Source organism: Gottfriedia sp. NPDC057991, from assembly GCF_042886615.1.
Classification (GTDB): Bacteria; Bacillota; Bacilli; order Bacillales; family Bacillaceae_G; genus Gottfriedia.
The window spans coordinates 170,518-184,571 of the sequence record NZ_JBHVQN010000001.1; the positions used below are offsets into that span (position 1 = coordinate 170,518).

At 33.4% G+C, this 14,054-nt stretch carries 14 protein-coding genes and 1 pseudogene; all 15 read left to right on the plus strand.

The window, feature by feature from the left end:
* Window positions 1–83: 83 nt before the first annotated feature.
* The 15 genes and pseudogenes from ACFVR2_RS00810 to ACFVR2_RS00880 all read left to right on the plus strand — a co-directional run bounded on the left by ACFVR2_RS00810 (window position 84) and on the right by ACFVR2_RS00880 (window position 14,019).
* Window positions 84–272, plus strand: a complete 189-nt coding sequence (locus ACFVR2_RS00810; RefSeq protein WP_248268342.1) for a hypothetical protein — start codon at window positions 84–86, stop codon at window positions 270–272.
* A 13-nt stretch (window positions 273–285) separates the two neighbouring features.
* Window positions 286–420: a DUF3918 family protein gene (locus ACFVR2_RS00815; RefSeq protein ID WP_082459514.1), complete on the plus strand. Its 135-nt coding sequence runs from the start codon at window positions 286–288 to the stop codon at window positions 418–420.
* A 160-nt stretch (window positions 421–580) separates the two neighbouring features.
* Window positions 581–883: pseudogene (locus ACFVR2_RS00820) on the plus strand (RNA-guided endonuclease InsQ/TnpB family protein); the annotation flags it as partial.
* 267 nt (window positions 884–1,150) lie between these two features.
* On the plus strand, window positions 1,151–2,218 hold the full coding sequence (locus tag ACFVR2_RS00825; protein WP_387358015.1) for an AI-2E family transporter: 1,068 nt from the start codon (window positions 1,151–1,153) through the stop codon (window positions 2,216–2,218).
* 356 nt (window positions 2,219–2,574) lie between these two features.
* On the plus strand, window positions 2,575–5,226 hold the full coding sequence (alaS, locus tag ACFVR2_RS00830) for an alanine--tRNA ligase (protein WP_387358017.1): 2,652 nt from the start codon (window positions 2,575–2,577) through the stop codon (window positions 5,224–5,226).
* A 114-nt stretch (window positions 5,227–5,340) separates the two neighbouring features.
* Window positions 5,341–5,607, plus strand: coding sequence for an IreB family regulatory phosphoprotein (locus tag ACFVR2_RS00835; protein WP_056472706.1), 267 nt, complete (start codon window positions 5,341–5,343; stop codon window positions 5,605–5,607).
* 3 nt (window positions 5,608–5,610) lie between these two features.
* Complete coding sequence (ruvX, locus tag ACFVR2_RS00840) at window positions 5,611–6,027, plus strand: Holliday junction resolvase RuvX (RefSeq protein ID WP_387358019.1); 417 nt, start codon at window positions 5,611–5,613, stop codon at window positions 6,025–6,027.
* Between the two features lie 103 nt (window positions 6,028–6,130).
* Entirely contained in the window at window positions 6,131–6,421 is a 291-nt protein-coding gene (locus ACFVR2_RS00845) for a DUF1292 domain-containing protein (protein ID WP_056472710.1), read from the plus strand.
* A gap of 122 nt (window positions 6,422–6,543) precedes the next feature.
* The gene (mltG, locus tag ACFVR2_RS00850) at window positions 6,544–7,638 is read left to right on the plus strand and encodes an endolytic transglycosylase MltG (protein WP_387358021.1); all 1,095 of its coding nucleotides are present in this window, start codon (window positions 6,544–6,546) and stop codon (window positions 7,636–7,638) included.
* 234 nt (window positions 7,639–7,872) lie between these two features.
* Window positions 7,873–8,532 carry an O-methyltransferase gene (locus tag ACFVR2_RS00855; RefSeq protein ID WP_129688114.1) on the plus strand — a complete coding sequence of 220 codons (660 nt, stop codon included), beginning with the start codon at window positions 7,873–7,875 and terminating at the stop codon, window positions 8,530–8,532.
* Window positions 8,525–9,457: a peptidase U32 family protein gene (locus ACFVR2_RS00860; protein ID WP_387358023.1), complete on the plus strand. Its 933-nt coding sequence runs from the start codon at window positions 8,525–8,527 to the stop codon at window positions 9,455–9,457. Before ACFVR2_RS00855 ends, ACFVR2_RS00860 begins: the two co-directional genes overlap by 8 nt.
* A 106-nt stretch (window positions 9,458–9,563) precedes the next feature.
* Window positions 9,564–10,841, plus strand: a complete 1,278-nt coding sequence (locus ACFVR2_RS00865; RefSeq protein ID WP_387358025.1) for a peptidase U32 family protein — start codon at window positions 9,564–9,566, stop codon at window positions 10,839–10,841.
* Between the two features lie 20 nt (window positions 10,842–10,861).
* Window positions 10,862–11,497 carry a uridine kinase gene (udk, locus tag ACFVR2_RS00870; RefSeq protein WP_056472723.1) on the plus strand — a complete coding sequence of 212 codons (636 nt, stop codon included), beginning with the start codon at window positions 10,862–10,864 and terminating at the stop codon, window positions 11,495–11,497.
* 211 nt (window positions 11,498–11,708) lie between these two features.
* Window positions 11,709–12,185: a transcription elongation factor GreA gene (greA, locus tag ACFVR2_RS00875; protein ID WP_098860253.1), complete on the plus strand. Its 477-nt coding sequence runs from the start codon at window positions 11,709–11,711 to the stop codon at window positions 12,183–12,185.
* 73 nt (window positions 12,186–12,258) lie between these two features.
* Complete coding sequence (locus ACFVR2_RS00880; protein WP_387358027.1) at window positions 12,259–14,019, plus strand: peptidoglycan D,D-transpeptidase FtsI family protein; 1,761 nt, start codon at window positions 12,259–12,261, stop codon at window positions 14,017–14,019.
* Window positions 14,020–14,054: the final 35 nt, after the last annotated feature.

Genomic DNA, 14,054 nt, shown 5'->3' on the forward strand with positions numbered 1-14,054 from the left:
TCCTGTACTAACGTATATTTTTATGAAAATTTGGTCACAATGCTTAGAAACATTGCCTTTTTTAGGCTAAGGGAGCGAGCGTTGTGAATTGTCCAAATTGTCATAGTAAAGACTTAGGGAAGATAGGTGTAAATCAATATTATTGTTGGGGATGTTATATTGAACTAACAATTAATAAAGGCATGATTTATACCCACCAAGTTGAAGAAGATGGTACGTTAAGTTCGTTGGATGATTTATTTGACGAAGAGGATCGAAAACTTAGTATGTAGGAGTGGGTAATTGATGGCTAGAAAAAGCTCTTTATTAGGTTTAGGTTTAGGTGCAGGTGCACTTGCGATGAAGTTAATGTACGATAACAAATGGCTTACTTCAAAGAACATGAAACGTATGAGAAAGTCATTGAAAAAAATGCTTTAATTTTTTTAAGCACATGTCTAAAAGGCATGTGCTTTTTTACTGTCGAAAAAGAGTTAGTTTAAGTTTTTGGATTGATCGTTGATAAGTAAGTTGTGCCTATTGATTTCCACTACAGTGTGCTCGCTTTCCATGGGGCGAGATTCTTTAGCCTCCTCGGCGCCGCATCGTAATGGAAAATCTAAATATTAAAGGGATGATGAAGAATAAGCATCTTTCAAAAGCAATTACGAAGCAGTGTTTATTTAAATTCAAACGCCAAATTCATTATAAATGTGAAAAATATGGCATTGAATTTGTTGAAGCTGATCAATGGTACCCATCTTCTAAAACGTGTTCAAGTTGTGGGAATTTGAAAAACGATTTAAAACTATCAGACCGATTATACCAATGTGAATGCGGTCATGAAATAGATCGAGATTTTAACGCTGCGATCAACTTGTCAAGATATAAATTAGTAATCTGACACCTAGACGTCATTACTAATATGTAGGATTCGTTGTATCCGAATTTACGCCCTTGGAGTGTTAAACCAACGAAAGTAGCTTCGGCAAAATTGAACACATAGAACAGGGAAGAAAACATCAATTTATAGATTTTTATAAGTTTTTGGCAACGGCAAAAACGAAATGTGTATTGAATGTTGTGAAGAGAGAAGACTTCGCAACATTTTTAACAAGTCACATAATTTAATTGAAATTCTCCATACTATTATCAGTATGGGGGTTTTTTTATGGACGGTTTAAAGCTGAAGTGGATATATCGATTATGTTTAATTTTGCTCATTGGATTAGTTGGAATAGTTTTTTATTATTTAAAACCAGTGTATCTACATATTGTAATTGGTGTTTTAAAATCGATGGTTCCATTTTTGATTGGGTTAATAATTGCCTATTTGTTACATCCAGCAATTGAATATATTCATAAAAAAGGGATAAAACGAGTATTTGCGATTTTATTGATTTATTTATTATTTTTTGGAGGGTGTGTACTAGGGCTTTATTTACTACTCCCAATTTTTAAACAACAGTGGCAAGATATTTTAAGAGCTTTTCCTAAAGTAATGGCATTATATGATAATTTTTTATCAAAAATCGATCGAAAAACTTCGAGGATGCCAATTTTTCTTCATAATCGTATTGATTTAATGATTAATGGTGCTGAAAAATCGGGATTATCATTATTGAATAAATCTGGTGAATGGATGAAGCAATTAGTAAATAATATTATTTCACTCTTTATCATTCCGTTTATCGTTTTTTACTTTTTAAAAGATTATAAGGTCTTATTGAATATATTTTGGAAAATTATCCCTTACAAATGGCGATATGAAGCAAAAGGTTTAGCAAAAGAACTTAATAATACATTTGGAAAATATATTCGTGGTCAAATCTTAGTTTGTTTTTTACTGTTTGTACTAGCAACAATATTTCTTTGGATTGTTCGAATGAAGTATGCTCTAGTATTAGGAGTGGTCATAGGAATAACAGATATCATTCCGTATTTCGGACCAGTTATTGGAGCTATACCAACTCTGTTTCTAGCCGCTTCGGGAGGGACAAGTTTATTAATTAGAGTAGGTATTACATTAATTATTTTACAATTGATCGAAGGTAACGTACTTTCTCCGCTCATAATTGGAAAATCAATTCATACTCATCCAGTTATTATTATGTTTTCATTATTAGTTGCAGGTGAAATAGCTGGTTTTATTGGTTTGTTAATTGCCGTTCCAGTATTAGTTGTCATCATTTCTGTTATTCGTTATTACAGTAATAGAAAAGAACGTCTCTCAACTTGACTTTCATTTTTGACAATGATACTATTTTTTCATACAATTTATATTTGCAAAATTTTGAAGGAACAAGTATGTCACTAAACCATTTAAGCTTATGCAAAAGAGAGAAGTTTCCTAGGCTGAAAGAAACTTTAATGAAGGGTGACAGAAAAGCTACTCCTGAATGCAGCTAATCACTGACGCGTCAGACCACGTTACGGTCTCTTGAGGTGATGAATAGACTTCGAGGCATTTTGCCTAAGCAACAAGCTTTCTATTCATAATCAGGGTGGTATCGCGAGTACATCTCGTCCCTGTTTTAGGGACGGGATTTTTTTGTTTTTATAACATGATAATTTTACTAAATGGAGGTTAATATAATGAAAAAGCTAACTGCTGCTCAAATTCGCCAAATGTACTTAGACTTCTTTAAAGAAAAAGGTCACTCTATTGAGCCAAGTGCATCTTTAGTACCAGTAGAAGATCCAACTTTATTATGGATCAATAGTGGTGTAGCGACATTAAAAAAATATTTTGATGGTCGAGTAATTCCAGAGAATCCAAGAATAACAAATTCACAAAAATCAATTCGAACAAATGATATTGAGAATGTTGGGAAAACAGCTCGTCACCATACTTTTTTTGAAATGTTAGGTAATTTCTCTATCGGAGATTATTTCCGTGAAGAAGCTGTAACATGGGGTTGGGAGCTTTTAACTTCATCTGAATGGTTTGGTTTTGAAAAAGAAAAATTATACGTTACAGTCTATCCTGAGGATAAAGAAACGTATGATTTGTGGATTAAATTAGGATTAGATCCTGAGCATATTATCCTGTTAGAAGGTAACTTCTGGGAAATTGGTGAAGGACCTTGTGGACCATGTACAGAGATTTTCTATGATCGTGGAACAAAATATGATCTAGAAAACATTGGAATTAAATTATTAAAAGAGGATTTAGAAAATGATCGATATTTAGAAGTTTGGAATATTGTATTCTCTCAATTTAATTCAAAAGATGGTTTAGACCGTAAAGAATACCCTGAATTACCAAGCAAAAACATTGATACTGGTATGGGCTTAGAACGTATGGCAAGTGTACTACAAGAAGTAGACACAAACTTTGACACTGATTTGTTTATGCCAATTATCAATGTTGTTGAAACAATTTCGGGTCAAAAATATCGAAATGGACAATTAGATCAAGATACTGCTTTTAAAGTAATTGCTGACCATATCCGTACGGTATCTTTTGCTGTTGCAGATGGCGCTCTTCCTTCAAATGAAGGTCGCGGATATGTATTACGTCGTTTAATCCGTCGTGCAGTTCGTTTTGCTAAAAAATTAGGTGTTGAACGTCCATTTATGTTTGAGCTTGTTCCAGTTGTTGCAGAAATCATGGAAAGCTTCTATCCAAATGTGAAAGAAAAAGTACCGTTCATTCAAAAAGTAATTAAAAATGAGGAAGAACGTTTCCATGAAACATTACATGAAGGATTATCACTTCTTACAAATGTAATGAAGGATGCAAAAGCTAAAGGAAGTACTGTAATTAAAGGTGAAGATGTTTTCCGTCTTTATGACACTTACGGATTCCCGATTGAATTAACAGAAGAGTATGCAGAAGAAGAAGGATTAACCGTAGATCATGACGGTTTCGAAGTTGAAATGGAGAAACAACGTGAGCGTGCTCGTTCTGCAAGACAAGATGTTGACTCAATGCAGGTACAAAGTGAAGCACTTCGTGAAATCAAAGAAACTTCAACTTTTGTAGGGTATAGCGAAGGTTCGGTTAATTCTACAGTTCTTGTTCTAGTACAAGACGGAGAAAAAGTTGAAGATGTAGCAAATGGAGAAGAAGCTCATTTAATTCTTGATGTTACTCCTTTCTACGCTGAAAGTGGAGGTCAAATTGCAGACCGTGGAACTTTAACTGCTCCTGGTTTAAAAGTAGAAGTGCTTGATGTTCAAAAAGCCCCAAACGGACAAAATTTACATCGAGTGAAAGTTGTTGAAGGAGCTTTATCAGTTGGTGCTAAAGTTGATTCAACAATTAATAAAGCTAACCGTTCAAGTATTGTAAAGAACCACACAGCTACTCACTTATTACACCAAGCATTAAAGGATGTACTTGGAACTCATGTAAATCAAGCTGGTTCATTAGTAAACCAAGAACGCTTACGTTTTGACTTCTCGCATTTCGGTCAAGTAACGTCTGAAGAACTTGAAACAATTGAAAAAATTGTGAATGAAAAAATTTGGGAAAGCATTCCAGTTCAAATTTCTGAAAAAGCAATTGCTGAAGCAAAAGCAATGGGTGCAATGGCATTATTTGGTGAAAAGTATGGTGATGTAGTACGAGTAGTACAAGTTGGAGATTATAGTCTTGAACTATGTGGTGGATGTCATGTAGATAACACAGCATCGATCGGTACATTTAAAATAATTTCTGAGTCAGGAATTGGAGCTGGTACGCGCCGTATTGAAGCAGTAACTGGCAAATCAGCTTACGAATATATGCAAGAACAAATTGGTCAACTAAAAGAGGCAGCTAGTCTATTAAAATCAAATACGAAAGACGTTGTTGCTCGTATTGAAACTTTACAAACAGATTTAAAACAAGTACAAAAAGAAAATGAATCACTTTCTTCAAAATTAAGCAATATTGAAGCAGGAAATATTAGTAATAACGTGAAAGAAGTAAATGGAGTAAAATTTGTAGCTGCTAAAGTAAATGGAGCAGATATGAATAGTCTTCGCACAATGGTTGATGACCTTAAAAATAAAATTGGTTCTGTTGTTGTATTACTTGGTTCTGCTAATGAAGGTAAAGTAAACTTAATTGCTGGTGTCACAAAAGATTTAGTAGGTCAAGGATATCATGCAGGAAATCTAATAAAAGAAGCTGCTTCAATTTGTGGCGGAGGAGGCGGAGGCCGTCCTGATATGGCTCAAGCTGGCGGTAAGGATCCTTCGAAATTAGATGAGGCTGTTGCTTTTGTTGAAAAATGGATGAACACGATTTCAAAATAATACAAAAATCGTGTACAATAACAGATATAAAAATTTTCAGCTGATTCGTAACTGCGTAATAAAAATGGTACAATGTAATTAGCTAAAAATATACGGATAAGTGGGGTGCTTTGTATGGATTCATTTGATAAAACGATGAAGTTTAGTTTGCAAGATGAAGGTCAAGATATACGAGTTAATGAAGTATTGTTAAAGGTTCATGACGCGTTACAAGAAAAAGGCTATAATCCAATCAATCAAATAGTAGGATACTTATTATCAGGTGATCCTGCATACATTCCTCGTCACAATGACGCAAGAAGTATGATGAAAAAATTAGAACGTGATGAAATCATTGAGGAATTAGTTAAATCTTACTTACAACAACATCGTGGAGAATAATTAATGAGAGCACTTGGGCTAGATGTAGGTACAAAAACAATTGGTGTAGCTGTAAGTGATGCTCTTGGTTGGACAGCTCAAGGTATTGAGACAGTCAGAATTGATGAAGAACGTCAGAAATTTGGACTAGACCGACTAAAAGAAATCATTGATAGCTACGAAATCGAAAAAGTAGTGGTAGGTTTACCTAAAAATATGAACGGAAGTATTGGAGAACGCGGTGAAGCATGTACGCGCTTTGGAAAAATGATTGAAGAAGAATTCAAACTTCCGGTTATACTATGGGATGAAAGACTTTCAACAATGGCTGCCGAACGATTTCTAATCTCTGCTGACGTAAGTCGCAAGAAAAGAAAACAAGTAATCGATAAAATGGCGGCAGTAGTTATTTTACAAAACTACTTAGATAGTATAAAGTGATAAAGAAGAATGGAGATTGGCCGACAACAAGTGTTGACGGCCCCTCCACCTATTCACTTTTATACTAATACATAAAAGGATTAAAATAATAGAGGTGATATAAATGGAACACGGTGAAGACAGACAAATTACAATCATCGATGAGGAAGGTAATGAGATTCTTTGTAATATTATCATGACTTTTGAATCAGATGATTATGGTAAATCATACGTAATTTATAGTCCAGTTGGACAAGAGTTTGATGAAGATGGAGACCCAATCTACCATGCATCTAGCTTTATTCCTGCAGAAGATGGTGAAGATGGAGAGTTATATCCAATCGAATCTGACGAAGAGTGGGAAATGGTTGAAGAAGTATTAAACACTTTCTTTGACGAAGAAGAAGGAGAATAATATCTCTGGATTTAAAAATGCTAATCACTTATAAAAGTGTTTAGCATTTTTTTTATGTAGAAAATTGCCGATTTAGCACATATTTGTAGTATACTATAACGTGGAAAAGGAGGTAGATAAGTTTGTCATTTAACGATTATGATAAAAATGGATACAAGAATACAAATAAAAAAAGCAGGATTATGCTTATTTTTACATATTTAATTATTGCTTGTATTGTCGTAGTTGGAGCGGGTTTTGCATCATATAAATATATGTTAAAACCTGTTAATTCAGCAAATAAACAAATTAAATTAGTAACAATTCCTGAAGGAAGCTCTGTTGATAATATTGCAGCAATTTTTAAAAAGAAAAACTTAATAAAAAATACATCAATTTTTAAACTATATGTGAAGTTGCATAACAACGCTAGTCTAAAATCAGGGAATTATCATTTTAGCGAAAACCAAGGAGTTGCAACGATTGTAAACCACTTACAGGTAGGTGGTAAATATCAAGTTGCTGTTAAGGATTTAATGATTCCTGAAGGTTCTCAATTAAACGAAATTGCAGCGATTATTGCAAAAGGTTTTAAACTAGATCAAGCAGCTGTACTAAAACAGTTGAATGATAAAGCATTTATTCAGGGGCTACAAAAAAAGTTTCCTCAATTAATAACGAATGATGTTTTTAAACCTGGAATTCGCTATCCATTAGAAGGGTACTTATATCCTTCAACTTATATGTATGGGGATTATACTCCAAGTTTAGAGGAAATTATTACACCAATGTTAAAACAAACAATGAAAACATTAGACCTATATAAAACAGAAATGAGTAACCAAAAGCTTACTCCTCATCAGACGTTAACAATGGCCTCGTTAATTGAGGAAGAAGCCACTGGTACAACAGATCGAAAGTTAATTTCAAGTGTATTTTATAACCGACTAAAAATAGGAATGCCATTACAAACGGATCCAACAGTTTTGTATGCACTTGGTAAACATAAAGAACGTGTATTATATAAAGATTTAGAAGTTAAATCTCCTTATAATACTTACTATGTTAAAGGGTTACCAGTAGGACCAATCGCAAGTGCTGGCGTTGATAGTATAGAAGCTGCTCTTGAGCCTGCTAAATCAGATTATTTATATTTCCTTGCTGATAAAACAGGTAAAGTAATCTTTACAAAATCGTTAGCAGAGCACAATACTGAAAAAGAAAAGCATATAAAATAAAAAGTTGGAAATACTTGTATAAAAAATATTAAATTCCTCAGTAGTATAAATAGTCTACTGAGGAATTTTGTAAATTTAAAAATAGTGAAAGCGTTGCAACCATTCTTGGTACTAGCCAAGGGTCTTTTTTTTATGTTAGAATATTACGGGTCTAAAAAAATTCAGATACACAGAAATTTTACTTACACCTTGTTTTTAGACAAGGTTGTATTTCTATTGGAGGCTTTATAAGCAATGAATGACGTTTTAGTTCGTCAATACTTGGCGAATTTTTATAAACATAGAGAACCTTTTATAGAAGAAATGGAAACTTATGCATTTGAGCATCATGTGCCGATAATGGATAAAGCAGGTATGGAATTTATGCTTGGTTTACTTTATTTAATACAGCCAACTTCCATTCTTGAAATTGGTAGTGCAATAGGCTATTCAAGTATTCGAATGGCAAAAGAGTTTCCAAATGTGAAGATTGTTACAATGGAGCGAAATGCAGAGAGAATTCGAAAAGCAAAAGAGTTTATTGAGCGAAGTGATTACAGCAATCGAATTCTACTTTTAGAAGGTGATGCTTTACTTTTAAAAGAAAAGTTGCCTGAAAACAGACAATTTGATGTTATTTTTATCGACGCAGCTAAAGCTCAGTATAAACGATTTTTTGAATTATATGAGCCTTTGTTATCAGACAGAGGAGTTATCATTTCAGATAATGTTTTATTTAAAGGGCAAGTTGCTGAAAGTGCGGATCTTGTTGATGATCGACGAAAGAAAGCTTTAATAAAAAAGATTCAAAATTACAATGAATGGCTAATGAATCACCCTAAGTATGATTCAACAATTATACCAATTGGTGATGGAGTTGCTATTAGTAAGAAAAGGGGAGTTAATAATGATTAAGCCTGAATTATTAGTTACGCCAACTAACCTAAATGATATAGATAAATTAGCTGATGCTGGTGCAGACGCGGTTATTATTGGTGAACAACGTTTTGGATTACGCTTAGCGGGCGAATTTAATCGTGAAGCTGTAAAAGAAGCAGTAGAAATTGCACATAAAAAAAATGTAAAAGTATATGTAGCGATGAATGGCGTCTACCATAATGAAATTCTTGATGAAATTGAAGATTATATTGCTTTTTTAAGAGATGCAAATGTGGATGCAATTGTATTCGGAGATCCTGCAGTTCTTATGTCTGTACGTGCGATTGCACCTAATATGCAATTACATTGGAATACAGAAACAACGGCAACTAACTGGTTTACATGTAATTACTGGGGAAAACGTGGATCTAAACGTGCGGTATTAGCTAGAGAATTAAGCTTTGAAGCTGTCGCTGAAATTAAAGAAAATGCTAAAGTAGAAATCGAAGTACAAGTACATGGGATGACTGCTATGTTCCAATCAAAACGTTCACTTGTCGGTAACTATTTTGAATACCAAGGAAAGAATTTAGAAATCGTTCAACAAAAGAAATATGAAGAAAATATGTTCCTAGTTGACCACGAGCGTAATAATAAATATCCAATTTTTGAAGATCAAAATGGAACTCATATTATGAGTCCAAATGATATTTGTATAGTTAATGAGTTAGAAGAATTAGTTGATGCAGGTATTGATTCATTCAAAATTGACGGAGTCTTAAAATCTTCAGAGTATATCATTGAAGTAACAAAACTATACAGACAAGCTATCGATCTATGTGTAGAAGACCGTGAAGCTTACGAAGAAATTAAAGACGACCTTTTCGACAAAATCGAAGCAATTCAACCTGTAAATAGACCATTGGACACAGGATTCTTCTTTAAAGAAACGGTGTATTAATAGAAGCAAGATCAAATCATGGAATAGCAGGACAGCCAGGGAATTCTAGTGAAGCGGTATTTTAGAGCCTTGGACATTAGTCCTGTATTAAAGAGGAGGATTAATAATGGCAATTGGACAATTAGATAAAATAGTTGATGGCAAACGTGTAATCGTGAAGAAACCTGAGCTATTAGCACCGGCTGGTAATTTAGAAAAATTAAAAATTGCAGTAAGATACGGCGCAGATGCTGTATTTATCGGTGGTAGAGAGTTTGGTTTACGTTCGAATGCAGATAACTTCTCTATAGAAGAAATGGCTGAAGGGGTAGCATTTGCAAACAAATTTAATGCGAAAATTTATGTAACAACAAATATATTTGCTCATAACGAAAACATGGACGGATTAGTTGAGTATTTACAAGGGATTGAAGCTGCAGGAGTTACAGGTATTATAGTAGCTGACCCATATATTATTGAAACATGTAAAGAGGCTGCTCCTAAATTAGAGGTACATTTAAGTACTCAACAATCTTTATCAAATTATCGTGCTGCACAATACTGGAAAGAAGAAGGGTTACATCGATTAGTATTAGCACGTGAGACGAGCTTTGAAGAAATAAAAGAAATAAAAGAAAAAGTAGACGTTGAAATTGAAACATTTATTCATGGAGCAATGTGTATTGCTTATTCTGGTCGTTGTACTTTAAGTAATCATATGACTGCACGTGATTCAAACCGTGGTGGATGCTGTCAATCATGTCGTTGGGATTACGATTTAGTTCAAACTGAGTCACAAAATCCGGATGCTTCTGAAAATGCTTTATTTGCTGAAGAAGATGCTCCATTTGCAATGAGCCCTAAAGATTTAAATTTATTACGTTCAATTCCTAAATTTATTGAAATGGGTGTAGATAGTTTAAAAATTGAAGGACGTATGAAATCAATTCATTACGTAGCAACAGTAGTATCTGTTTATCGTAAAATAATTGATGCATATTGTACTGACCCAGAAAACTTTGAATTCAAAGAAGAATGGGTTGAAGAACTAGATAAATGTGCTAATCGTGACACTGCTTCTTCATTCTTTGAAGGGTTGCCAGGAATGAAAGAGCAAATGTATGGAAATCATAGCAAAAAAACAACGTATGATTTTGCAGGTCTTGTATTAGACTATGATGATGAAACTGGTATCGCAACAATCCAACAACGTAACTACTTCAAACCAGGTGACCAAATTGAATTCTTTGGACCTGAAATGGACAACTTCAAACAAACAGTTGGTGTAATTGTTAATGAAGAAGGAGCAGAAGTAGACGCTGCAAGACATCCATTAGAAATTGTAAAAATTAAAGTGGATCAAAAAGTTTATCCTTACAACATGATGAGAAAAAAGTTAGTTTGATAAGAAAGAGGGATTGAAGTATGGGGAATAAGCCCATTGTAATTGGAATTGCTGGAGGGACTGGCTCTGGTAAAACTTCTGTAACAAAAGCAATCTATGATCAATTTAAAGGTCATTCAATTTTAATGATACAGCAAGATTCTTATTATAGAGATCAAACGCATTTACCAATGGAAGAAAGATTGAAAACAAATTATGACCATCCATTAGCATTTGATAATGATTTGTTTATTGAGCATATAAAAGATTTATTGCAATACAAAGCAATTGAAAAACCTGTATATGACTATACAATTCATACAAGATCTTCAGAAACAATCCCTGTAGAGCCAAAAGAAGTTATTATTTTAGAAGGTATTCTAGTATTAGAAGACGAGCGTTTACGTGATTTAATGGATATAAAGATATTTGTAGATACGGATGCTGACTTACGAATCCTTCGTAGAATACAACGAGATATAAAAGAACGTGGAAGAACAGTTGATTCTGTAGTAGATCAATATGTAAATGTTGTACGCCCTATGCATAATCAATTCTGTGAACCATCTAAGAAATTCGCAGATATTATCATACCAGAAGGCGGTCAGAACTTTGTGGCTATTGATTTAATGGCTACAAAAATTCAGACTATACTTGAAAGAGTAAGTGTATTATAATACGTTCATATGAGAGAATAATTCCTAAAAATAATTTTGGAAAGATGGAGAAGCACTCACTTCTTCATCTTTCTATATAAAAGAATGCGTTTTCATAAGTTGAATGTTTCATGAATTATTCTCATACACTGTTTGTACAACTATATTGTATAAACATATATTTAGAAGTTCTACATAAAAGAAACGGTGGATACTAAAAGGAGTGTACAAAATGGCTAACGAAAAAAAATTCCCTATGACTTTAGCTGGGAAACAAAAATTAGAACAAGAATTAGAAAATTTAAAAACAGTAAAGCGTGCTGAAGTAGTAGAGCGTATTAAAATTGCTCGTAGCTTTGGTGACCTTTCAGAGAACTCTGAATACGATGCTGCAAAAGATGAACAAGCATTTGTTGAAGGTCGTATTACAACTTTAGAAAATATGATCCGTAATGCTGAAATTATTACTGAAAATAATGATGCATCAGATACAGTAACTTTAGGTAAATCTGTAACTTTCTTAGAATTACCAGCTGGTGACGAAGAAACTTACACAATTGTTGGTAGTGCTGAGGCTGATCCATTTGAAGGTAAAATTTCAAATGATTCTCCAATCGCAAAAAGCTTATTAGGCAAAACTGTTGGTGAAGAAGTAACAATTAATACTCCAGGTGGAGATATGCAAGTAAGAATACTTGCTGTTAAATAATTTGATTTGTTTAACAATTTAATTGTTTGAAAAAAGAACACCCCGTCTACACTGTAGATGAGGTGTTTTTTATATGCATAGACGGATAAAAGCCATATTAATACTATTTTCATTACTATTTTCTTTAATCGGATACAGATGTTTAGATATTAGTGTGCTTCATCAAAAGAATTTTGGCCCACAAAAGGTAAATTTAATCGAACGAAGTGTTGCTCAAAGAACATTTCAGTTTCGGATTGATAATGGACGTGGAAAAATACTTGACCGAAATGGAAAATTATTAAGTGCAGCTTACACTCCAAAAGTTATTCTATTTCCATTTTTAAAAACAATCGATTGGCCGATTGAAAAATTATCGTCGATTACAGGTGTTCCGGTTGCAAATATTAAAAATCAGTTTAATGGTAAAAAAGAACCTTTTACATTAGAAGGAATGACAAAAACATTAACATCTGAAAAAATTGATGAAATAAATAATTTACATGTTTCTGGATTAATTTCCATGTTGTCTCAAGACAAAGACGATAAACAATTGGCAGAACACCTAATTGGAATAGCTAGAGAAAATAAAGAACAATATGAAAAACAGTATGAAAGTGATCGAGATTATAAGCCTAAAGAATTTGGGGTAATTGGTTTAGAGGCTCAGTTTGAAGATTTCTTAAAATCTGATGGCACATCTAATTTAATGCTTCACGTAGATAATTTAGGTAAACCGATGTTTGGAAACGAAGTAAAATATGCAAAACCTAGTAATCCATTTTATCCAGTTTCCCTTTCTACTACACTAGATAAAGATTTACAACAAATTTTAGAACAAGCTGTTGACCAAGCTAAACTTCAAAAAGGTGCTGCAGTGCTAATTGACGTAAAGACGAACAATTTATTAGCAATGGTTAGCCGACCAAATATGAATTTCCAAAATTTATTTTCTTCGAATGATAATACGGCGACTAATTATGCACTATTAGCTAGTACACCTGGTTCCGTCTTTAAGACAGTTGTAGCGGCTGCTTCAATAGATCAAGGTATTGTTAAAGAAAATCAAATGTATAATTGCAATAATAATCTAGTCGGTAAATACGAAGATGAGGAGAAAAAGCGAAAAGGTAATTTAACTTTTCAACAAAGTTTCTATGAAAGTTGTAATTACACATTTGGCCAATTAGGTAAGCAATTAACTTTAAAAAATAAAGATATGTTTCAAACATATGCCAAAAAGCTAGGTTTAGATGGTCCAGTAGGATGGACAGGATCTGTCTATCATGAATCTAGTTTTAGTCAATTTCAAAATGAAGGGAAACCAACTTATTTTGTAGGAAACTCTTTAAGTGATAAGCTCTTAAATACATCCATTGGGCAACAGGACGTGAAAGTATCCCCTTTAGCCGTAGCTAATATGATGTCTACCATTGCGCGAGGTGGAAGCCCAAAACAAGTAAAAGTAGTAGATTCTGTATTATATAAAAATGGTACAGAAATGTTTAAATTCCCAGAACAGACTTTGGCTGATGATTATCTAGCTCCAGATTCAATGCAACAATTAAGAGAGTTACTTCGAGGTGTAGTTACGGATGCGAAAGGAACGGGAAATCGATATACTAGTTTGCCTTACCCTTTAGCAGGGAAAAGTGGTACAGCGGAAACAAAAGTAGTAGATGGTAAAATAGTCGAACAAAACAAATGGTTTGCAGGTTATTTTCCATATGATAAGCCAAGGTATGCATTCGCAGTAGTTAGTTTAAATGTTTCAAACGAAGTTACATCTACTTCTGACACTGTTACAAGTTTAATAAAATCTATATATAACTTTGATAAAAACCACACAAAATAGCTATTTTTAATTAATTAACTCTATGTTAAAATAGG